Here is a 21,827-nt window from a genome sequence, read left to right on the forward strand (position 1 = left end):
ACCGAGTACACCATCAACACCCTGGGCGGTGGCACGCTCGACTCCGACACCGCGACCGTCGGCCGTCCGATCTGGAACACCCGCGCCCACGTCCTCGACGGCCACCTCCGGCAGGTGCCGGTCGGTGTCGCGGGTGAGCTGTACGTGGCCGGTGTCGGTCTGGCGCGCGGCTATCTCGACCGGCCTGGGCTGACCGCCGAGCGGTTCGTCGCCGACCCGTTCGGCGAGCCGGGCGAGCGGATGTACCGGACCGGCGATGTGGTGCGCTGGCGTCAGGACGGGCTGCTGGACTTCCTCGGCCGCGTCGACGACCAGGTGAAGATCCGCGGCTACCGGGTCGAGCCCGGCGAGATCGAGGACGCCCTGACCACGCACCCCGCCGTCGCCCAGGCCGCCGTCCTGGTCCGCGAGGACGCCCCCGGGGTCAAGCGGCTGGCCGCCTACCTCGTCCCGGCCGGCCCCGGCATCGACGTCGCGGAGGTCCGCAGCGGCCTCGCCGAGCGCCTGCCCGAGTACATGGTCCCGTCCGCGTTCGTCGTCCTCGACGCGCTGCCGCTGACCGTCAACGGCAAGCTCGACCGCAAGGCCCTCCCCGCCCCCGACAGCACCGGCACGGGCGCCGGGCGCGCCCCGCGCGACGCCCGCGAGGAGATCCTCTGCGGCGTCTTCGCCGAGGTGCTCGGCCTGTCCGAGGTGGGCCCAGAGGACCACTTCTTCGACCTCGGCGGCCACTCGCTGCTCGCCACCCGCCTGGTCGGCCGGCTGCGGACGGTGCTCGGCGCCCAGCTGACCGTGCGTGACCTCTTCGAGGCGCCCACCCCGGCCGGTCTGGCCCACCGGGCCGCCGCCGGCGGCGAGACCCGCCCGGCCCTGGTCCGCCGCGAGCGGCCCGCCGAGCTGCCGCTGTCGCACGCCCAGCGCCGGATGTGGTTCCTGCAGAACCTGGACGGCTCCGGCGCCACCTACAACGTGCCGCTGGTGGTCCGGGTCACCGGCGAGCTCGACCTGGACGCGCTGCGCGCCGCCGTCATCTCGGTGACCGAGCGCCACGAGAGCCTGCGGACGGTCTTCACCGAGCGCAACGGCTCGGTGTTCCAGGAGGTCAGGGACGCCGCCGCGCAGACCCTGCACCTGGTGGCGTCCGGCGAGCGGACCCTGGCCGCCGACATCGAGGCGGCCGTCCGGTACGGCTTCGACCTCTCGACCGAACTGCCGCTGCGGGTCAGTGTGCTGGCGGTCGGCCCGGCGGACCACGCGATCGTGCTGCTGTTCCACCACATCGCCGGTGACGAGTGGTCGATGCTCCCGTTCATCGACGACCTGAACACCGCCTACGCCGCCCACACCACCGGCACCGCGCCCACCTGGGCGCCGCTGCCGGTCCAGTACGCCGACTACACCCTGTGGCAGCAGGAGCTGCTCGGCGGCCCCGAGGACGGCGAGAGCCTGCACAGCCGCCAGGTGGCGTACTGGCGGCAGGCGCTGGCCGGCCTGCCGGAGGAACTGCCGCTGCCCACCGACCACCCGCGGGTGCCGGTCGCCGGGTACCGCGGCGACACCGTGTACGCGCAGGTCCCCCCGGCCGTCTACCGCGGACTGCGGGAGGCCGCCCGCTCCACCGGCACGACCACCTTCATGGTGCTCCAGGCCGCCGTCGCCACCCTGCTGCACCGGCTCGGCGCGGGCACCGACATCCCCCTCGGCGCCCCCGTCGCCGGGCGCTCGGACGCCGCGCTGGACGGCCTGGTCGGGTTCTTCGTCAACACCCTGGTGCTGCGCAACGACCTCTCCGGCGACCCGACCTTCGCCGACCTGCTCACCCGCACCCGGGAGTCGGACCTGGCCGCGTTCGCGCACCAGGACCTGCCCTTCGACCGCCTGGTCGAGGCCGTCAACCCGCCCCGGGTGGCCGGCCGGCACCCGCTGTTCCAGGTGATGCTCGGCTACCAGCACAACGACGGCCAGGGCGGCAGCCTGCTCGGCCTGGAGAGCCGCATCCAGCCCTTCGAGCTGGGCGCGGTCAAGTTCGAACTCGACTTCAACTTCGAGGAGACCTCGGTCTCCGAGGAGATCGACATCGCCTTCGAGTACGCCACCGACCTCTACGAGCGCTCGACCGCCGAGGCCCTGGTCGAGCGGCTGCTCGCGCTGCTGGAGCAGGTCGCCGCCGACCCGCACCGCCGCATCGGCTCCCTCGACGTGCTGACGGTGCGTGAGCGTGGGTTGGTGTTGGGGGAGTGGGTGGCGACGTCGCGGGTGTTGCCGGATGCGACGGTGGCGGATCTGTTGGCGGAGCGTGCGGCGCTGGTGCCGGGTGAGACGGCGTTGGTGTTCGGTGGTTCGTCGTGGTCGTACGCGGAGTTGGATGCGCGGGTGAATCGTCTGGCGCGGTTGTTCGTGGCGCGTGGGGCGGGGCCTGAGCGGGTGGTGGCGTTGGGGTTGCCGCGTTCGTTGGAGATGGTGGCGGCGTTGTTCGCGGTGTTGCGGACGGGGGCGGCGTATCTGCCGTTGGAGTTGGACTATCCGCGGGAGCGGTTGGCGTTCATGGTGGAGGAGACCGGGCCGGTGTGTCTGGTGACGGATTCTTCGGCCGTGGGGTTGATGCCGGGGGCGGCCGAGGTGGTGTTGCTGGATTCGGCGGAGGTGCAGGCCGAGTTGGCGGGGCTGTCGGGCGCTCCGCTGGGGGTCCGGGTGGATCTGGATGCGCCGGCGTATGTGATTTTCACGTCGGGTTCGACGGGTCGGCCGAAGGGTGTGGTGACGCCGTACCGTGGTCTGACGAACATGCAGTTGAACCATCGTGAGGCGATCTTCGATCCGGTGGTGGCGTCGGCGGGTGGTCGTCGGCTGCGGATCGCGCACACGGTGTCGTTCTCGTTCGACATGTCGTGGGAGGAGCTGCTCTGGCTGGTCGAGGGACACGAGGTGCACGTCCTCGACGAGGCCCTGCGCCGCGACGCGGAGGCCCTCGCCGCGTACTGCGCCACCCATGAGATCGACGTCATCAACGTGACGCCCTCGTACGCCCAGGCACTGGTCGACCGCGGTCTGCTGGACGGGGAGCGGCACCGCCCGGTGCTGGTGCTGCTCGGTGGTGAGGCGGTGGCCGAGACCCTGTGGTCCAAGCTGCGTGACACCCCGGGCGTCATGGGCTACAACCTGTACGGCCCGACCGAGTACACCATCAACACCCTGGGCGGTGGCACGCTCGACTCCGACACCGCGACCGTCGGCCGTCCGATCTGGAACACCCGCGCCCACGTCCTGGACGCCCATCTGCGCCCGGTACCGGTGGGGGTGGCCGGCGAGCTCTACATCGCGGGCGTGGGTCTCGCGCGCGGCTACCTCAACCGGCCTGGGCTGACCGCCGAGCGGTTCGTCGCCGACCCGTTCGGCGAGCCGGGGGACCGGATGTACCGGACCGGCGATGTGGTGCGCTGGCGTCAGGACGGGCTGCTGGACTTCCTCGGCCGCGTCGACGACCAGGTGAAGATCCGCGGCTACCGGGTCGAGCCCGGCGAGATCGAGGACGCCCTGACCACGCACCCCGCCGTGGCCCAGGCCGCCGTGGTGGTCCGTGAGGACACCCCGGGGGTCAAGCGGTTGGCCGCGTACCTGGTCCCGGCGGACCGGGAGGTGGAGACCGGCGCGGTCCGTCGTATGCTGTCCGAGCGCCTGCCGGAGTACATGGTCCCGTCCGCGTTCGTCGTCCTCGACGCGCTGCCGCTGACCGTCAACGGCAAGCTCGACCGCAAGGCCCTCCCCGCGCCCACGGCTGCCGACTTCACGGCCACCGGGCCGGTGCGCGGCCCCCGGTTCGCCAGCGAGGAACGGGTGCACGCCGTCTTCGCCGAGGCACTCGGCCTGCCCTCGGTCGGCATCGACGAGAACTTCTTCGATCTGGGCGGCCACTCGCTGCTCGCGATGGCTCTGCTCCAGGGCCTGCGGGCGGAGTTCGGCCACCCGCTCGGCCTCGCCGACCTGCTGGCCCGGCCCTCGGTCGCCGCACTGACCGAGTTCCTGGTCGACGCGACCGTGCTCACCGCCCTCGGCGGCTCCGACGCCGCCGTCCCCTGCTCCGACTGACCCCTCCGACCGCTCCCTCCCATCCCGAAGGAAGACAACCATGAGCGCCACCAACCCGTTCGAGGACGACGACGCCCGCTACTACGTCCTGGTCAACGCCGAGAACCAGCACTCGCTGTGGCCGGCCTTCGCCGAGATCCCGGCCGGCTGGACCGTCGTGCACGGCGAGGACACCCGCCAGGCGTGCAGCGAGTACGTCGACGCGCACTGGACCGACATGCGCCCCGCGAGCCTGATCGCCCGCTCGGCCGCCGCCTCCTGACGGTCCTCCCGGGGACGGCGCAGCCCGCCGTCCCCGGGACCGCCGGCAGTCCATGCCCGTTCCGACAGACGGATACCCCACCCACGTGAGCACCCACCAGACGGACCCCGCCACCGAGCCCCCGGACGGGCTGACCGCCGAACAGCTCGCCGACGAGGACCTGGAGCCCGGCGCGCTCTCCCCGGAGCGCCGCCGACGGGCCCGGGCCCTGCTGCGCGGCTCGCTGAAGCCGCACCGCGGCACCGTCATCGCCGCCATGGTCGCCGCCGCCGTCCGGCAGGTCGCCCTGCTCGCGGTGCCCTGGTGCGTCCAGCAGGCGCTCGACGAGGGTGTGAAGAAGCACGACAGCGGCGCTCTGCTGTTCTGGTGCGGCGCCGCCGCCGCCACCGCGCTGGTCCAGTTCGTCGGCCTCTACCTGTGGCAGTTCCTCGCCGGGTACGCGGACGCCAAGGTCGGCGCCGACCTGCGCGGCCGCCTGCTGCGGCACCTGTCCCGCCTGGACCGGGCCGCGCTCGCCACCCGGGGCCACGGCGACCTGGCGATGCGGGCCACCCGGGACACCGACCTGGTCCGCGAGTGGGTGCACGGCCTGGCGGTCTGGGTCGTGCTGGGGACCACCTTCGTCGTCGTGCTTCCCGCGCTGGCCGTGCTCGACACCAGCCTGCTGCTGGTCACCCTGGCCACCCTGCCGTTCCTGGTCTGGGTCAACCTCCACTTCCCCAAGCGCTTCGCCGCCGCCAGCGGCGAGCTGGCCCGGGCGCACGGCGAACGCGCCGACGCCGTCGCCGACCTGCTCCAGGTCGGCACCGGTCTGCGCGGCACCGGCGGCCACCGGCCGCTGGTGGAGCGCCACCGCACCGCCAGCGCCGAGGTCACCGGGCGGACCGTCACCGCGGCCCGGATCGAGGCGTCCTGGGCAGCCGTCGCCCCGTTCGTCCCGCGCCTCGCGGTGGCAGCCGGCATCGGCATCGGCGGACTCGCCGTACTGGAGGGCAGGCTCAGCATCGGCGGCCTGACCGCTTTCACCTCCTGGATGGCGATCGTCACCCTCGCCACCCGGGTGCTGGTCGACCGGCTGCTGGAGCGCGGCCAGGCCGATGTCGCCGCCGCCCGGATCGACGAGGCGCTGTCCATCCGGCCGACCGTCACCGAGCCCGGCCCGGCCGAGGCGCGGCCGCTGCCCGCCACCGGCGAGCTGACCCTCACCGGGGTCGGCGCGGTCCGTGACGGCCGTACCGTGCTCGCCCCGCTGGACCTCACCGTGCGGCACGGGGAGTTCCTCGCGCTCTCCGGCGCCACCGGCTCCGGCAAGTCCACCCTGCTGCGTCTGCCGGTCCGCCTCGACGACCCGGACACCGGCACCGTCGCCTACGGCGGCACCGACCTGCGCACCGTCGCCCTGGACGAGGTCCGGGCCCGGATCGCGTACGTCGCCCAGCGCCCGCTGCTGCTGTCCGGGACCGTCGCCGACAACCTGCGGCTCGGCCGCGACCTCGACGACGAGGCGCTGTACGAGGCGTGCCGCACCGCCGGCATCCACGACCAGCTGGCCGCCATGCCGGACGGCTACGCCACCGAACTCGGTGAGGGCGGCACCGCCCTGTCGGGCGGCCAGGTCCAGCGCCTCGCCATCGCCCGGGCGCTGCTCGGCGACCCCAAGGTGCTGCTGCTGGACGACTCCACCTCCGCCCTGGACACCGCCACCGAGCAACTGGTGCTGGACCGGCTGCGGGACTGGGCCAAGGACCGCACCGTCGTCTTCGCCACCCACCGCACCGCCGTCCTGGACGCCGCCGACCGGGTGGTGCACCTGGAGGCGCCGACGGCCGAGACCGCCGGCGCCGAGACCCTCGGCGCCGAGCACGCCGACACCGACCCTGCCGGCACCGAGACCCCCGTGGAGGCCGGCCGTGGCTGAGCAGCCCCTGCTCCAGGACGAGCCCGACGAGCGCGCGCTGCTCCGGCGGGCCGCCCCCTACCTGCGTCCGCACCGCAGCCGGCTGGGCGTCGCGGTCGGCGTCGGTCTGGCCGACTCGGCGGCGCTGGTCGCCGTCGCGCCGCTGATCGGCATGGCCACCAACGCCGTCCTGGACGGCGACCGCGGCGGCCTCGGCCGGGCCGTCGCCCTGCTGGCCGTGCTGGCGCTGGCCCAGCTCGGCTTCGCCCGCGCCGGTGAGCTGCTGCTCGCCCGGGCCGGCGAGCAGGTCGTGCGCACCCTGCGGGAGCAGGCGGTGGAGAACCTCGCCACCGCCCCGCTGCGCTTCCTGGAGACCCACCGCACCGGTGAGCTGCTGCGCCGGGCGACCGGCGAGGTGGCCGCGCTGGCCGCGTTCGTCCGGCTGCACCTGCGCAACCTGGTCTCGGCCGCCGCGACGCTGGCCTTCACCCTGGTGGTGATGGTCGCCTACTCGTGGCTGCTGCTCCTGGTGCAGCTGGTGGTGTTCGTCCCGCTGACCCTGCTGGTGACCCGCTGGTTCCAGCGCGACGCCGGGCCCGCCTTCGGCGGCAAGGCCAACGCGGAGGCGGCCGTGGCGGCCACCTTCACCGAGACGCTGACCGCCCGTGAGGCGCTGCAGACCTCCCGCGGTCTGCCCGGCTGGACCCGCCGCTTCGACGCGGAGAACCGGTTCGCGGTGGGCGCGGCCCGCCGGGCGCTGCGGGTGGAGAACCGGATCGACCTGGTGAGCCTGGTCGAGGGGTTCGCCCTGGTGGTACTGCTGCTGGTGGGCGGCTGGCTGGTGACCCGCGACAGCCTGAGCGTGGGCACCGTGGTGGTCTTCGTGCTGGCCAGCCGCAACCTGTTCGACTCCTTCGCGGACCTCTCCCAGCTGGTCGGCGAGGTGCAGACCGCCCGGACCGGGCTGGCCCGCCTGCTGGACCTGCTGGCCGCCACCGACGCGGAGCCCGTCCGGGCGCCCGCCGGTGGGCCCGGCGCGGTGCTGCCCGCCAACGGTGACCTGCGGTGCACCGGGATCGAGTACGCGTACCGGGCCGACGGCCGGGTGCTGCACGCGATGTCGCTGGAGTTCCCGGTGGGCAGCCGGACCGGTGTGGTCGGCGAGACCGGCTCCGGCAAGACCACGCTGTCCAAGCTGCTGTGCGGCCTGTACCGCCCGGACGCCGGTGCGGTCACCTTCGCCGGCACCGACCTGCGGGAGATCCCGGAGGACGAACTGCGGCGCCGGATCGTGCTGGTGCCGCAGGAGGTGCGGATGGTGTCCGGCACGATCGCCGACAACCTCGCCCTGGTCCAGGGCGCCCCGGACCGGTCCCGGATCGAGCGGACGGTCGACCGGCTCGGCCTGCGCGAGTGGATCGCGGACCTGCCGGGCGGCCTGGACGCCGAGGTCGGACTGCGCGGTGGCAACCTGTCGGCCGGCGAGCGGCAGATCCTCGGTCTGGTCCGGGCGGTGCTGGCCGACCCGGCGGTCCTGGTGCTGGACGAGGCGACCGCCGACATCGACCCGGTCACGGCGGCCCGGCTGGAGCACGCGCTGGACGAACTGCGGGCCGACTGCACGCTGGTGGTGATCGCCCACCGTCCGGCCACCATCGCCCGGATGCCCCGGGTGGTCCGGCTGGACGGGGGGAGGCTGGTGGGGGAGCCCGCCGGTAGCCTGCACAGTGCAGGTTAGGCTAACCTAATCACGATCTGCCGTTCCGTGCCGCCGGTCCGATCCCTCGGGCCGGCGGCACGGGCGCAGGCGCAGGACCGCGCCGCCTCTCACCGGATTGGGCCGAAACGATGACCACCGAGACCTCTCCGCCGCGCATGCGGATCGTCCGCCATCCGCTCAAGTACCGCCTGCTGGAGGTCAAGCGGGTCCACCGGATCACCCCGGGGACGGTCCGGGTGACCTTCGCCGGTGACGCGCTGGAAGGTTTCTGCGAGCAGGCCCCCACCGACCACGTCAAGCTCTGCTTCCCCCACCCCGGCGACGAGCTCCCGGTCGAGCCGGTGGTCGAGAACGACACCTGGATGGACGCCCCGGTCGAGCCCGTCACCCGCGACTACACGATCCGTCACCACCGCCGGGCCGAGCGGGAGATCGACGTCGACATGGTCCTGCACGGCACCGGCGTCGGCTCCACCTGGGCCGCCGACGCCGAGCCCGGGATGACCCTCGGCGTGCTCGGCCCGCGCGGCTCCGAGGTGGTCGACTTCGTCCACGACTGGTACCTGCTGGGTGCCGAGGAGACCGCCCTGCCGGCCCTCGCCCGCTGGATCGAGATGCTGCCCGCCGGCGTCAAGGTGATCGCGTTCGCCGAGGTCTCCGGACCGCAGGACGAGCAGCAGTTCGAGACCCGCACCGACCTGACCCTGACCTGGCTGCACCGCGGTGACGCCCCGTCCGGCACCACCGACCTGCTGGAGCGGGCGATCCGCGGCGCCGACCTGCCCGAGGGCATGGGCTTCGCCTGGGTGGCCGGCGAGGCCGCCAGCCTGAAGCCGATCCGCCGCCACCTGCGCGAGGAACGCGGCCTGCACCGCCACCAGGTCGACGTCGACGGGTACTGGAAGCGCGGCGTGGAGAACCACGACCACCACGAGGACGACGAGCACGAGCACGCATGACCACCCCGACCCTCGACAAGGCGGCCCCGGCGCCCGCCGCCGCCGCGCGCCGCAGCGCCGGGACCGGCCGCCGGCTCACCCGCCTGCTGGCCTGCCTCGCCCTGCTCGCGCTGCTGGCCGCCGCCGGTCTCGCCGTCGGCGCCAAGAACATCCCGCCGGCCCAGGTCTGGCACGTCCTGCTGCACCACGAACCCACCGACGGTGACTGGATCGTCGTGCACCACTCCCGCATCCCGCGCACCGTCCTCGGCATCGCGGTCGGCGCCGCCCTCGGGCTGGCCGGCGCCCTGATGCAGGCGCTCACCCGCAACCCGCTCGCCGACCCGGGCCTCCTCGGCGTCAACGGCGGCGCGGCCGCCGCGGTCGCCGCCGGGACCGCCCTGCTCGACCTGCGCGGCTTCGGCTCGTACGTCTGGTTCGCGCTGGCCGGCGCCGCGGTCGCCGCCGTCCTGGTGCACGTGCTCGGCAGCGGCGGCCGGGCCTCCGCCACACCCGTACGGCTGGCGCTGGCCGGCACCGCGATCACGGCCGTGCTCACCGCATTCGTCAACGGCCTGATCCTGCTCGACCCGCTCACCCTCAACCGGTTCCGGTTCTGGCAGGTCGGCACCCTCGCCGGGGTGGAGGCGCCGATCGTCGGCCAGGTGCTGCCGTTCCTCGCCGTCGGTGCGGTGCTCGCCCTCGCCCTCGCCCGGCCGCTGAACGCGCTCGCCCTCGGCGACGACGCCGGGCACGCGCTGGGCGCCAACCCGGGCCGTACCAGGCTGCTCGCGATGACCGCGGTCACCCTGCTGGCGGGCGCGGCCACCGCGGCCGTCGGGCCGATCGCCTTCGTCGGCCTCGCCGTCCCGCACGTGGCCCGCCGGCTGGCCGGGCCCGACCAGCGCTGGGTGCTGCTGTTCTCCGCCGTGCTCGCCCCGGTGCTGCTGCTCGGCTCCGACCTGGTCGGCCGGGTGGTGCTGCACCCCGCCGAACTCCAGGCCGGGGTGGTCACCGCCTTCCTCGGCGCCCCGCTCTTCATCGCCCTCGTCCGCGGCCGGAGGATCGCCCAACTGTGAACAGCCCCACGGTCCTGGCCCCGGCCGCCCGGACCTCCGAACCGGCCCCCGCCACCCGGGTGCCGCTGTACGCCCTGCGCCTGCCCGGCGGGTACTCGCTGCGCCTGCACCGGCGGGCGGTCGCCGTCTGCGCGGTGCTGACGGCGGCCCTGTCCGCCGCCGTGGTGTGGACCCTGACCACCGGTGACTTCCCGCTGGCCGTCTCCGACGTGCTGGACGTGCTCAGCGGCGGCGGCGCCCGCGCCGACCGCTACATCGTGATGGAGCTGCGGCTGCCCCGGGTGCTCACCGCCGTCCTGGTCGGCGCCGCGCTCGGGGTGGCGGGCTCACTGTTCCAGAGCGTCGCCCGCAACCCGCTCGGCAGCCCCGACGTCATCGGCTTCACCCTCGGCTCCGCCACCGGCGCGCTGCTGGTGATCCTGGTGATCGGCGGCAGCGCCGCGACGGTGGCCGGCGGCGCCGTGGCGGGCGGGCTGCTGACCTCGCTGCTGGTCTACCTGCTGGCCCGCAGCGGCAGCGCCCAGGGCTACCGGCTGGTGCTGGTCGGCATCGGCGTCAGCTCCCTGCTCGCCTCGGTCAACGACTACCTGATCGCCCGGGCCTCGTTCAGCGACGCGGCCGGAGCCGCGGTCTGGCTGACGGGCAGTCTGAACGCCCGCGGCTGGGAGCACTGCGTCCCGATGGCCGCCGTCCTCGCCCTGCTGCTGCCGGCCGCGCTGCTGCTCGGCCGCCCGCTGCGGCTGCTGGAGATGGGGGACGACGCCGCGGCCTCGCTCGGGGTGCGGCCCGACCGGCTGCGGCTGTGGCTGGTCCTGGTCGGCGTCGGGCTCACCGCCGCGGCCACGGCCGCGGCCGGGCCGATCCCGTTCGTCGCGCTGGTCGCCCCGCAGGCCGTCCGCCGGCTGACCGGCGCCACCGGCCCGAACCTGGCCGGGTCGGCGGTGCTCGGCGCGCTGCTGCTGGTGCTCAGCGACCTCGCGGCGCAGCGGCTGCTGGCGCCCACCCAGTTGCCGGTCGGTGTGCTCACCGGCGTGCTCGGCGGGTGCTACCTGGTGTGGCTGATCGCCCGCCAGTGGCGCACCGGCCGCGGCTGAACGGGCCGACGGAGCGGTCCCGGGCAGGGCGCGGGCAGGGTGCGGGGCGGCCGGCGGGTCGGTGGGGCCGCGTGGCATCGGCGTGCGGTACCGGCGGGGGGTGACCGGTCCCGGTGATCGCTGCCGGTGCGGCCGGGGTCGCCGCTCCGGAGGCCGTACGCGACAGGGCCGTGGGCGGTGCCCGGCCGGCGGCCCGGACCCGTGCGCCGGTGCCCTCGTGCCGCCGGGCGGTGGGCGTCGGCACCCCACCGGCGGGACGCCGCACACGGCCGGGGTCCGGTGTCCGGTCAGTCGGTCCAGCCGTTGGCGTGCAGGATCTCGTCGATCCGGGCGCGGTGTGCGGCCTCCCAGGCGTCCAGGGAGACTTCGGCGTCCTGGGCCGCCTTGGCCCGGGCGGCGAGGAGGACCTGATCGAGGCGGTCGCCCGGGGCGACCACGACGCCCTCCTCGTCGGCCACCACGACGTCGCCGGCGCGCACGGTCACCCCGCCGCAGCGCACCGGGCCGCCGAGCGGCGCGACGGCGGCCTTGGCGCCGGGGACCGGGACGACGCCACGGGCGAAGACCGGGAAGCCCATCGCGCGCACCTCGGCGAGGTCGCGGATCACCCCGTCGACCACGAAGGCCGCGATGCCCCGGCGCTGGGCGACGGCGCAGACGTTTCCGCCCGCGACCGCGAACTCGACGTCACCGGCCTCGACGACCACGATCGAGCCGGGCTCCGCCCGGTGGATCGCCGCGTGCAGCATCAGGTTGTCGCCCGGCGGGCACCGGACGGTGAACGCCGGTCCGGCGACCCGGCCGGCCGACGGCCATAGCGGACGGATGCCGAGATCCATGACCTGTCCGTGCCCGAGCACGTCGGCGAGGGTGGTCGGGGAGAGGTCCGCGAATCCGGTGGTGTCGTTCATGGTGGTGGTCCCCTTCGGTCGGATGCGCCCCGCCGGTGCGGGCGGGGCCGGTGTCGGTGGCGGGTGGCCGGGTTCAGCCGCGGGCGGTGACGGGACCGGCGGCGGGTGACCCTGACGGTGCGTCGGGCGTCGGGGCGGGTTGCTCGGCGTCCACGGTGTCCACGGTGTTCACGGTGTCCGGCGTGTCCAGGGCGGCCAGCCGCCGCAGGCAGGTGCGCCGTTGCAGGACCGACAGGCCCGCGACCGCGGCGCCGAGCGCCAGCCAGCCGGCCGGACCGGCGGCCATCACCGCGCCGGTCAGCAGCAGCGGCCCGGCGGACTTCTGGACGGACTGTGCAATCCCGGCCACCCCCAGGTAGGAGGCCCGCGCCTGCCGGGGTGCCAGGGCCAGCGCCAGCTCCCAGGAGGTCACCGAGCGCAGCAGTTCCGCCGAGGTGGCCAGCACGGCGGCGGCCAGCAGGGCGGCCGCGGCCGTCCAGGGTCCCCGCCCGGTGGCGGCCGCCACCAGGACGCAGGTGGCGAGCACGGCGAGCCCGTACAGCGGTACGGCGTCGGCGGCCCGGCGCGCGGTGGTGACCCGGGCGGAGACCCGCAGTTGCAGGACCACCACCAGGACCGTGTTGACCACCAGGAAGGCCGGGACGAGCGCGTGCGGGGCGCCGGTGCGGCTCACCAGCCACAGCGGCAGCCCGACGCCGAGCACCGAGTCGTCCAGGCTGAGCGGGGTGTCCAGCAGGACGAACAGCAGGTAGCGGCGGTCCCGCCAGGGGCTCGGCGCGGGGCCCTGCGGCCGGTCGGCCGGGGTCCCGGCGGCGGCCGGCCCGCGCTCGGCCCGGTCGACGGCCTCGCGGGTGCGCCGGACCAGGACGGCGGCGGCAAGGAAGGAGAGCAGGTCGAGCAGGATCAGGGCGTGGTACGCGCCGCGGGTGCCGACGGCGAGGCCGAGCGCGGCGATCCCGGAGCCGAGGGCGTAGCCCGCGTTGGCCGCGCTGCGCGACAGCGCCTGGTAGGTGGTGCGTTGCGGGCCGGCCGCCCTGGTCGCGAACAGCATCTCGAGGGTCTTGGCCATCCGGTCTCCGACGCAGGTGACGGCGACCACCGGCAGCAGGACGGCGAACTCGGTGCGGACCAGCAGCAGCGACAGCGCGGCCAGCCGCAGCAGGTGGCAGCCGATCAGCAGGGAGCGGACCGGGAAGCGTTCGGCCAGCCGGCCCGCGATCGGGGAGCCGAGGATGCCCGCGACCCCGGCCGCGCCGAGCAGCAGGCCCAGCCGTCCGGCGTCCAGTCCGGCGACGAAGGTGAAGAACAGCACCGAGGACGCGGCCCACACGCCGGTGCCCGTCCGGTCCAGGAACTGGGCGATCAGCATGGTCCGCCCGTCCCGGCCGCCCGGCGGCCGGCGCAGCTGCGCCGCCAGTCCGCCCTCCCGGGCCGTCCGGGCCCCGTTCTCGCGCCGCATCCCCGTCCTCCAGTCCACCGGAACATCTCTTGACGTCAAGAGACCTGGGGAAGACTGCCCCAAAACAATCTCGACGTCAAGATACTTGATGTCGACACTCCTGGACGAGGGGTACCGGCGGCCGGATCAGGGCCCTGGCGGGCGGGGTTCAGGCCCCGGGCGCCCGCAGGTCGAGGGTGAAGCTGAACCGGTCGCCCCGGTAGAGCGAGCGCACCTGCTCCAGCGGTCCGCCGGCCGCGTCCCGGCTTCGGCGGTGCAGCAGCAGCATCGGCAGCGCGGGCGGGGTGCCGATCAGCAGCGCCTCGCGCGGGGTGGCGAGCACCGTCTCGATCCGCTCCTGTCCGGTGCCGAGCTCGGCGCCCTGCTCGCGCAGGTAGGCGTAGAACGAGGAGGACGGGTCGAAGTCGACGTCCAGCCGCGGCACCCGGGCCACCGCCACGTACGTGCTCTCCAGGCCGATCCGCTCCTCGTCGGCGAGCAGCACCCGCTCGAGGTGCCAGACCGGCTCGCCCTCGGGGACCTCCAGCTGTCCGGCCGTCACCGCGTCGGCGGGGAAGCGGTCGAGGCCGATCAGCGTCCGGCCCGGCCGCATGCCCTGCCGGCTGACGCCCTCGGTGTAGCTGGCGAGCGACAGCGGCTGTTCGAGCTTGGCATCGGCCACCACGGTGCCCCGGCCCCGGCGGCGCAGCCGGCCCTCCAGCAGCAACTCGCGCAGCGCCTGCCGCAGGGTCGCCCTGGCCACCCCGTATCGGGCGGCGAGCTCGACCTCGGTGGGCAGCCGGCCGCCCGGTCCGAGCTCGTCCAGGAGCCCGCCCAACTCCGTCTTGACGACGTAGTACTTCGGCAGCCGGCCGTGCTCCGGGACGCCGGAGCGGACGGGCGTACCTGGTGCGTGCGGGGTGCCTGGGCTCATCGCGCCACCCTATCGGCCGGTGATCGGCCCGGCCGGGATTGGGTCACGAAATAGTAACTGGTATGGACCGAAGTTCCCGTGCTGTTCATGCGTCGGTGCGCTCCGGGAGGCTCGCACCTCGCCGGGCGCCCCCACTCTCGGTACCGGCGCCAGCCGCGCCGCGACTCGTCCCCCCTCCTCCAGGAGCCCCCGTGCGCATGTCCCGCACCCTCCGGATCGCCGCCGCCGTCACCGCTGCCGCGGCGGCGGCGCTCTCGCTGACGGCCGTTCAGGCCACCGCCGCCACCGGCCCGTACAAGGGTCTGCCGGACGGCACCAAGCAGGCCAAGACGCTGGTCATCGGCATCGACGGCACCCGGTACGACAAGCTGCTGACGGCCGACGCCCCGAACCTCAAGGCCCTGATGGCCGGCGGCATGACCGCCACCAGCAACCTCTACGCCAACCCGCTCGCCCCGACCCTGTCCGGCCCGGGCTGGTCGACCATCGCCACCGGTGTGTGGCCGGACAAGCACGGCGTCAAGGACAACACTTTCGCCGGCTCGCACTACGACCTCTACCCGGACCTGGCCACCCGCCTGGAGACCGCCGCCCCGGCCGCCTCCACCCTGGTGGTCGCGTCCTGGAGCCCGGTCGCCGACACCGTCTTCAACGGCAAGGCCGATCTGCGGATCCCGGAGGCCGACAACGACACCAAGACCGCCGCCGACGCCGCCGACTACCTGCGCAACGGCAACCCCGACACCGCCTTCCTGCACTTCGACCAGGTCGACGAGGCCGGTCACAGCTACGGCGGCACCAGCCCCCAGTACGCGGCCGCGATCCACTCGGTCGACGGCCTGGTCGGCCAGGTGGTCGCCGCCGTCAAGGCCCGCCCCAGCTACGCCTCGGAGGACTGGCTGATCGTGGTCACCACCGACCACGGCCACACCGACGCCGGCGGCCACGGCGGCAACAGTGCCGTCGAGCGGCAGACCTTCGTGGTCGCCGACGGCGCGGGCTACGCGCCCGGCTCCACCCGCCAGGACGTCAAGCTCGTCGACATCGCGCCGACCGTGCTCAAGCACGAGGGCGTGGCGGTCGACCCGGCCTGGAAGCTCGACGGCAGGCCGATCGACGAGATCACCCCCGACGCCTTCGACACCCTGCGGACGGGCCTGCAGACCCGCACCGACGAGACCGGCATCCCGGCCGGCGTCAAGGGCTGGACCCACACCCCGCCGAGCGGCTGGAGCATCGACAACTCCCGGATGCCCAGCGGCGGTGTCACCGAGTGGCGCGGCTGGGCCTTCGCCACCGACGAGTTCTGGACCGCCGCGCAGCTCGGCCAGTCCCGGGAGACCAACGTCCGGGCCCGCAACGTCTTCGCGGTCGCCGACTCCGACGAGTGGGACGACAAGTCGCACGGCGCCGGGCAGTTCGACTCCACCCTGCTCAGCCCCCGCTACCAGGTGGGCGGCGCGGCCACGGCCACGCTGAGCTACGCCACCAACTACAAGATCGACGGCCCGCAGACCGGCGACGTCTACATCACCTTCGACTCCGGCACCCCGCAGCTGGTCAAGTCGTACCGCTCGGACCTCAACGGCTTCGAGAAGCTGACCGTGGCCGTCCCGGCCGGCGCCACCAGCGCGCAACTGCAGTTCCGCTACACCGGCACCAACAGCGCGTTCTGGACCGTCGACCAGGTCGCCCTGACCTTCTGAGCCCCCTGCTCACCGCTCACCGCTCACCGCTCCCCGGCCGCGCGCTCCCGCGGCCGGGGAGTGCGGCCGGGGAGCGGGACCGGGACCGGGATCACCCGGCGGCGCCGTCCGGCGGCAGCCGCGGATAGGGGGTGTGCAGGCTCCCGCCCTGGACGGCCCGGTGGAACTCGGTCGCCGCGGCCGCCAGTTGCGCGTCCCGGCCGATGATCCGGGCCGCCGACGGGGACAGGTCGTCGGGCGCCGCGCCCTCGGCGTACTTGCGCACCAGCGCGTCCCGGCCGTCCCGGTCGTCCTCGGCGAGGCCGTGCAGGGCGGTGACCAGACGGTTCACCAGCAGGGTGGCGGTCAGGTGCCGGTCGTAGCCCCGGTGCTCCCGGAAGAACGCGGCCTCGGCCGGACCCTGCGCGAAGCGCTCGTGCAGGGCCAGGCCGAAGTCGGTGAAGTAGAGCTGCCGGCCGTCGGTCAGGATGTTCTCGAAGTGGGCGTCGAAGTGCAGCAGCCCCCGGGACTCCAGGAACGCCGTGCCCGCCCGCAGCCCCTCGTCCGCCAGCTCCCAGGCCACCTCGGCGCCCTCGCCGCCGCCGGCCAGCCGCCGCCCGAGCCAGGCACCCAGGGTGGTCGGGACGTGCTCCAGGAACAGCACCACGCTGTGCGTCGCCCGGCCCAGCTCCTCGGCCCGGGCCCGGACCGCCGGTGAGCCGCCCCAGCGGGCCGCCATCCGCTCGACCTCGCCGGTGTGCTCCGCCCGGGCGGCGGGGTCGGGCGCCCAGGAGTCCGGAACCACCCGCCAGTGGTACAGCAGCGGGAAGGCCCGGCACTCGTCCATCAGCACCCAGTCGGTGGTCAGGCCGTGCGCGGCGACCTCGCGCCAGACGCCGAACCCGGGACTGCCGAGGCCGTAGTGGCAGAACGCGGGCAGGTCGAACAGGTTCGCCGTGGACAGCAGGTTCGCCGTGCGCAGCTCCCGGCCGGTGAGCGGCACCGTCTTGACGAAGACCGGGACCCCGGCGACCTCCACCCGCGCCGTCCGGCCGCCGATCCCGGCGCCCAGGGGCACCGCGCCGGCCAGGAGGCGGGCGGCGCCCGGACCGTCCAGCCGGGACAGTGCCGCCGAGACGGAGTCGTACGCGCCGAGCCGGGCGGCCCGCGCCGTGGTCGCCCGTACGGCGGGGACCGCTGGGAGGATCGGAGGTGCCATGGCCGACACCCTAGGCCGTCGCCGGGGGTGACGGCACGTCAACTGCCTTCCGGTCGAACGCCGGTGGCCGTCAGGCGAGCGAGCGTGCGACCTGTTCGAGGTGGTCCATCGCCTCCTGCATGCCGCCCTCCATGCCGGAGTCGATGTGGGCGTCGCGGTGCGCGCGCTCGGAGTGCTCGACCAGGACGGTGAGCGTGGTGCGGCCGTCGTGCTCCGCGAGGGTGAGGGTGGTCAGGGCCGCGGCTTCCGGCATGCCCTCGAACACCTCGGTGGTGACCAGGCGTTCGTCGGGGACGATCTCCCGGTACTCGCCGTGGAAGGCGACCTGGAAGCCGCCGTTCGCCACCATCACGTACCGCCAGGCGCCGCCGACCCGCAGGTCGACCTCGACGCGGACGACCTTGCCGCGGTCGCCGCTCCACCAGCGTTCGATGAGTTCGGGGGTGGTCCACGCCCGGTACACCAGGTGCCGGGGCGCGTCGAACTCCCGGGTGATCAGGATGCTGGTGTCCGTCGGCAGCGTGACCACCGCTCGGCTGTTACTCGTCATCGTCGGTACCTCCGTCGGGTTCCGCCTCTTCGTCCTTCAGGTCCGCCAGGACGGCGTCCAGCAGGTCGAACCGCTGCGACCACGACCGCTCGTAGCGGCCCACCCAGTCGTGGATGGCCTTCAGCGGGCGCCCGTCCAGCCGGTACAGCCGGCGGCGGCCCTCCTCGCGGACCAGCACCAGCCCGACCTCCCGCAGCACCCGCAGATGCTTGGACACCTGCGGCTGGGGCAGGTCCAGCGCGGCGACCAGGTCGTTCACCGACCGCTCACCGGTGGCCAGCGCGTCGAGGATCTGCCGCCGCCGGGGCTCGGCCACGGCGTTGAACGCGTCCGCCGTCGTCGCCGCCCGTGCCATGGATCCATCATATGCCCGTATCGGCATATGTAGCTCGGCGGCGCGCACGGACGGGCGCACGGACGGGCGCGCGGGCGTGCTCCGGGCGCCAGGGGGGCGCTCAGGAGGGGTGGGGCGGGCCGGGTGGCAGGTGGACGGTCATCAGGAGTTCGCACGGTCCGCTGCCGGCGCCCCGGTAGCCGTGCGGCACGTCCGCGTCGAAGGTGGCCGTCGCCCCGGCCGGCAGCGGGTGCTCGACGCCGTCGACCGCCAGGACCATCGACCCGGCGGTCACGCTCACGGTCTCCACCACCCCGGCGGGGTGCGGGTGACTGGTGTACTCCTCGCCGGGGTGCAGCAGCCAGCGCCAGACCTCGACCGGGGCGGGGCCCGCGATGGTCAGCATCAGCTGCGCCCGGCCGCCCTGCCCGCCCGTCCACAGCGGGGTGACCGCCGCCGCCTCCACCACCTGCACCCGGGTCGGCCCGGAGCCCTGCACCAGCGCCGACACCGACAGGCCGAGCGTGTCGGCCAGCCGGACCAGCGTGGCGAGATTGGGATTGCCCTGGGCCTTCTCCAGGGCGACCAGCGCGCCCTTGCTGACCTGGGCCCGGAGGCTGAGCTGGTCCAGGGTCAGCCCGGCCCTGGTGCGGGCGGCCCGTACGTTACGGGCCACCGTGTTCAGCGCCTGCGCCGTGTCGGCCACGGGCTCCACCTCTCCTCGCCGTCCTCGCGGGTCCTCGCCCCCGGTCGTCCGAATGTACCGCGCGGTCGGCGCAGTGCACCCGATCGGTCGTTCTGATGTACCTTGGGGTCGTTCCAATGACTCGGAGGTGTCACCGTGCCCGCGCTGCTCCTCGCCCTCGCCAGCTCGCTGGCGTACGGCTGCGCCGACTTCCTCGGCGGCCTCGGTGCCCGCCGCGCCCACGTGCTGCGCACCGTCATGGTCGCCGCACCGGCCAGCCTCGCCGTCGAACTGCTGCTGTGGCCGCTGCTCGGCGCGCACTGGTCGGGCGCCGCGGTCGGCTGGGGGGCCGCCTCCGGGGCCGCCTCGGCCGCCGCGTTCGTGCTGCTCTACCGGACCCTGGCGATCGGGCCGATGAGTGTGCTCTCCCCGGTGACCGCGCTGGTCTCCGCGGTCCTGCCGGTGGGCCTCGGACTCGTGCAGGGCGAGCGGCTGGGCGCGGCCGCGGCCGCCGGGATCCCGCTCGCCCTGGCCGCCGTGGTGCTGGTCAGCGCCGGCCCCGGCACGGGCGGCCGCTCCCGGCCCTCGCGTACCGCGCTGCTGCTCGCGGTCGGCGCCGGTACCGCCATTGCGGTCCAGCTGATCTGCCTGCACCAGGCGCCGTCGGACAGCGGCCTGGCGCCGCTGATCACCGGCCGGGCGGTCTCCTCGGCCGTCACCCTGGTGGCGGGGGCCGCGATGTGGCGGCGCCTCGGGCCGGAGCGGCCCGGCCTGTGGCTGTCCGCGGGCTCCGGCGTCCTGGACTCGCTGGCCAACCTGGCGTTCCTGCTGGCCGTACGCAGCGGCGACCTGGCGGTGGTCGCCGTGATCACCGCCCTCTACCCGGCCTCCACCGTCCTGCTGGCCCGGACCGTCCTCGGCGAACGCATCCACCGCAGCCAGCTGGCCGGCCTGGCCGTGGCCGCCGTCGCGGTCGGCCTGCTTGCCCTCGGCTGACCGCCCGCCGCCCGCCGCGGATCGCCCGCCGCCCGCTGCCGATCGCCCGGCGGCCGGTCAGAGCCGGTAGCGGTACACCCGGGAGCCGCGGGCCGGGTCCAGGCCGGAGGTCAGGCCGGCCGGTGCGAGCGCGGTGGGGACCTGCCGGAACCCGGTGCGCAGGAAGAGCACGGCGCTGCCGGTGGAGGCGGCGTACACGGTCCGCAGCCCCCGGTCCTCGGCGCGGGCCAGCAGGGCGGCGAGCAGCCGGGAGCCGACGCCGGTGCCCTGGCGGGCGGGGTGGACGCACAGGTTGTAGAGCAGTCCGGCGGCGGGGTGCCCGGGTTCGGGGGCCAGCGGGCGCAGCGCCACGCAGCCGGCCGGCGGGGCCGGTTCCCGGTCGCCGGGCTCGATCAGGAAGTCGGTGGCGCGTTCCCGGTAGTCGGCCGGGCCGCGGTCCCGGAGTTCGCCCGAGCGCATGAACGGCGCCGACAGGACGAACAGGGCGGCGGCGTCGCCCGCGGTCGCGATCCGGACCGCGGGCGCGGCGACGGTGAGTGTCACCGGTCGGCCGTCCGTCGTCCGGGGGCCGCGGGGACCACCAGCGGGGTGCCGGTCTGCGGGTCCTCGATGATCTGGCAGGGCAGGTCGAAGACCCGCTCGACCAGGTCGGCGGTGACGATCTCGGCGGGCGGGCCCTCGGCGACCACCGCGCCGTCGCGCATGGCGATCAGGTGGGTGGCGTACCGGGCGGCCTGGTTGAGGTCGTGCAGGACGGCGACCAGGGTGCGGTCCTGTTCGCGGTGGAGCCGGGCGCACAGGTCCAGCACCTCGACCTGGTGGGCGATGTCGAGGAAGGTGGTCGGCTCGTCGAGCAGCAGCAGGGAGGTCTGCTGGGCGAGCGCCATGGCGAGCCAGACGCGCTGGCGCTGGCCGCCGGACAGCTCGTCGACGTACCGCTCGGCGAGGGCGTCGACGCCGGTGGCGGCCATCGACTCGGCGACCACCCGCTCGTCCTCGCGGGACCACTGGCGCAGCAGCCCCTGGTGCGGGTAGCGGCCGCGGGAGACCAGGTCGGCGACGGTGATGCCGTCCGGTGCGGTGGAGCTCTGCGGCAGCAGGCCGAGCCGGCGGGCGAGCTCCTTGGCGGGCAGGCCGCTGATCTGCTCGCCGTCCAGCAGGACCCGGCCGGCGGCCGGCTTCAGCAGCCGGGCGAAGGCGCGCAGCAGGGTGGACTTGCCGCAGGCGTTCGGCCCGACGATGACGGTGAAGGAGTGGTCCGGGATGGTGACGGACAGCTCGGTGGCGATGGCCCGGTCGCCGTAGCGCAGGGTGACGCGGTCGGCGGCGAGCCGGCCGGGGGCGGCCTGGGCGGTGGTCACTTGCCCTCCGTCAGCCGGTCGGTGGAGACCACCACGGCGCACTTGTCGGCGGCCCAGCGCAGGGCGTCCCGGTGGTGCTGCTCGGAGAAGTCGGCGACGGCGTCGCCGACCACGAAGGCCTGCACGTCGTGGCTCCAGGCGTCGGCGGCGGTCATCATCACGCCGATGTGGGCGTAGACCCCGGCCAGCACCAGCTGGTCGCGGCCGGCGGCGGCGAGCCGTTCGGCGAGGTCGGTGCGGGCGAAGGCGCTGTACTTCCACTTCGTCAGGAGGGTCTCCCCGGCCTGCGGTGCGACCTGCTCGGGCATGCCCTCGGCGTGGGCGTCGGCGGGCAGGCCGGGGCCCCAGAAGTCCAGCTGGAGGCCGCGTTCCGCGGCGCTCTGGCCGCCGCGCTGGTGGGAGTAGACCACCGGGACGCCGTGTGCGCGGGCCCAGCCCAGCAGCCGGGCGGTGTTGGCCAGCAGGTCGGACAGCGGCGAGGTGTCCGGGGTGAACGCCCGCAGGAAGTGGTTCTGCAGGTCGTGCACGAGCAGGACGGCCCGGTCCGGGTCGGCCCGCCAGGGCACCCGGGGGCCGGGCAGCTGGTCGGGTCCGGGCATCGGGTAGGGCTCGATCGCGGGAAGTGCCATGGTGGTGGG

General features: G+C 74.8%; 19 protein-coding genes. 9 read left to right on the forward strand and 10 right to left on the reverse strand.

From position 1 onward, the window contains the following. The 7 genes from AB0D08_RS31645 to AB0D08_RS31675 form a co-directional block, all read left to right on the forward strand. Positions 1-4,086 (forward strand): amino acid adenylation domain-containing protein (locus tag AB0D08_RS31645; RefSeq protein ID WP_359893674.1); only part of this gene is annotated, 4,086 nt, incomplete at its 5' end. A 40-nt stretch (positions 4,087-4,126) separates the two neighbouring features. Next, positions 4,127-4,348, forward strand: coding sequence for an MbtH family protein (locus tag AB0D08_RS31650; RefSeq protein WP_033823755.1), 222 nt, complete (start codon positions 4,127-4,129; stop codon positions 4,346-4,348). 85 nt (positions 4,349-4,433) lie between these two features. Then, positions 4,434-6,266 carry an ABC transporter ATP-binding protein gene (locus AB0D08_RS31655; protein ID WP_063794477.1) on the forward strand — a complete coding sequence of 611 codons (1,833 nt, stop codon included), beginning with the start codon at positions 4,434-4,436 and terminating at the stop codon, positions 6,264-6,266. Continuing rightward, complete coding sequence (locus AB0D08_RS31660; protein ID WP_359893676.1) at positions 6,259-7,983, forward strand: ABC transporter ATP-binding protein; 1,725 nt, start codon at positions 6,259-6,261, stop codon at positions 7,981-7,983. The genes AB0D08_RS31655 and AB0D08_RS31660 overlap by 8 nt, the downstream gene beginning before the upstream one ends. 110 nt (positions 7,984-8,093) lie before the next feature. Next, positions 8,094-8,924: a siderophore-interacting protein gene (locus AB0D08_RS31665; RefSeq protein ID WP_359893678.1), complete on the forward strand. Its 831-nt coding sequence runs from the start codon at positions 8,094-8,096 to the stop codon at positions 8,922-8,924. Next, entirely contained in the window at positions 8,921-9,982 is a 1,062-nt protein-coding gene (locus AB0D08_RS31670) for an iron chelate uptake ABC transporter family permease subunit (RefSeq protein WP_359893680.1), read from the forward strand. Before AB0D08_RS31665 ends, AB0D08_RS31670 begins: the two co-directional genes overlap by 4 nt. Then, positions 9,979-11,076 carry an iron chelate uptake ABC transporter family permease subunit gene (locus AB0D08_RS31675; RefSeq protein ID WP_359893682.1) on the forward strand — a complete coding sequence of 366 codons (1,098 nt, stop codon included), beginning with the start codon at positions 9,979-9,981 and terminating at the stop codon, positions 11,074-11,076. Before AB0D08_RS31670 ends, AB0D08_RS31675 begins: the two co-directional genes overlap by 4 nt. 287 nt (positions 11,077-11,363) lie before the next feature. Here AB0D08_RS31675 and AB0D08_RS31680 read toward each other — a convergent pair whose 3' ends face one another. From AB0D08_RS31680 to AB0D08_RS31690, 3 genes are all read right to left on the reverse strand, one after another. Next, positions 11,364-11,987 carry an RraA family protein gene (locus AB0D08_RS31680; protein WP_033823751.1) on the reverse strand — a complete coding sequence of 208 codons (624 nt, stop codon included), beginning with the start codon at positions 11,985-11,987 and terminating at the stop codon, positions 11,364-11,366. 73 nt (positions 11,988-12,060) lie between these two features. Then, on the reverse strand, positions 12,061-13,446 hold the full coding sequence (locus AB0D08_RS31685) for an MFS transporter (protein ID WP_359893684.1): 1,386 nt from the start codon (positions 13,444-13,446) through the stop codon (positions 12,061-12,063). A gap of 148 nt (positions 13,447-13,594) precedes the next feature. Beyond that, positions 13,595-14,359, reverse strand: a complete 765-nt coding sequence (locus AB0D08_RS31690; RefSeq protein WP_033826183.1) for a GntR family transcriptional regulator — start codon at positions 14,357-14,359, stop codon at positions 13,595-13,597. A gap of 197 nt (positions 14,360-14,556) precedes the next feature. On the opposite strand from AB0D08_RS31690, the gene AB0D08_RS31695 reads away from it, so the two are divergent. Then, a complete protein-coding gene (locus AB0D08_RS31695; protein WP_359893687.1) occupies positions 14,557-16,065 on the forward strand; it encodes an alkaline phosphatase family protein in 1,509 nt (502 codons plus the stop codon). Positions 16,066-16,156: 91 nt separating this feature from the next. Here AB0D08_RS31695 and AB0D08_RS31700 read toward each other — a convergent pair whose 3' ends face one another. The 4 genes from AB0D08_RS31700 to AB0D08_RS31715 form a co-directional block, all read right to left on the reverse strand. Next, on the reverse strand, positions 16,157-17,263 hold the full coding sequence (locus AB0D08_RS31700) for a protein kinase family protein (protein WP_359893689.1): 1,107 nt from the start codon (positions 17,261-17,263) through the stop codon (positions 16,157-16,159). 70 nt (positions 17,264-17,333) lie between these two features. Next, positions 17,334-17,813: an SRPBCC family protein gene (locus tag AB0D08_RS31705; RefSeq protein ID WP_033826186.1), complete on the reverse strand. Its 480-nt coding sequence runs from the start codon at positions 17,811-17,813 to the stop codon at positions 17,334-17,336. Beyond that, positions 17,803-18,168 (reverse strand): metalloregulator ArsR/SmtB family transcription factor, encoded by a 366-nt coding sequence (locus AB0D08_RS31710; RefSeq protein ID WP_359893690.1) that lies wholly within the window; start codon positions 18,166-18,168, stop codon positions 17,803-17,805. Before AB0D08_RS31710 ends, AB0D08_RS31705 begins: the two co-directional genes overlap by 11 nt. Before the next feature lie 100 nt (positions 18,169-18,268). Beyond that, positions 18,269-18,853, reverse strand: coding sequence for an XRE family transcriptional regulator (locus AB0D08_RS31715; RefSeq protein WP_359893692.1), 585 nt, complete (start codon positions 18,851-18,853; stop codon positions 18,269-18,271). 135 nt (positions 18,854-18,988) lie between these two features. Here AB0D08_RS31715 and AB0D08_RS31720 point away from each other — a divergent pair, with 135 nt between their 5' ends. Continuing rightward, on the forward strand, positions 18,989-19,828 hold the full coding sequence (locus tag AB0D08_RS31720; RefSeq protein ID WP_033826188.1) for an EamA family transporter: 840 nt from the start codon (positions 18,989-18,991) through the stop codon (positions 19,826-19,828). A 57-nt stretch (positions 19,829-19,885) separates the two neighbouring features. Here the strand turns inward: AB0D08_RS31720 and AB0D08_RS31725 are convergent, their stop codons facing one another. From AB0D08_RS31725 to AB0D08_RS31735, 3 genes are read right to left on the reverse strand one after another with little or no spacing between them, the layout of a single operon-like run. After that, positions 19,886-20,371 carry a GNAT family N-acetyltransferase gene (locus AB0D08_RS31725; RefSeq protein WP_033826189.1) on the reverse strand — a complete coding sequence of 162 codons (486 nt, stop codon included), beginning with the start codon at positions 20,369-20,371 and terminating at the stop codon, positions 19,886-19,888. After that, on the reverse strand, positions 20,368-21,189 hold the full coding sequence (locus AB0D08_RS31730; protein WP_033826190.1) for an ABC transporter ATP-binding protein: 822 nt from the start codon (positions 21,187-21,189) through the stop codon (positions 20,368-20,370). The genes AB0D08_RS31725 and AB0D08_RS31730 overlap by 4 nt, the downstream gene beginning before the upstream one ends. After that, the gene (locus AB0D08_RS31735) at positions 21,186-21,818 is read right to left on the reverse strand and encodes an isochorismatase family protein (RefSeq protein ID WP_033826191.1); all 633 of its coding nucleotides are present in this window, start codon (positions 21,816-21,818) and stop codon (positions 21,186-21,188) included. The genes AB0D08_RS31730 and AB0D08_RS31735 overlap by 4 nt, the downstream gene beginning before the upstream one ends. Positions 21,819-21,827: the final 9 nt, after the last annotated feature.

The sequence above is a fragment of the Kitasatospora sp. NPDC048540 genome (genome assembly GCF_040651175.1).
GTDB lineage: Bacteria > Actinomycetota > Actinomycetes > Streptomycetales > Streptomycetaceae > Kitasatospora.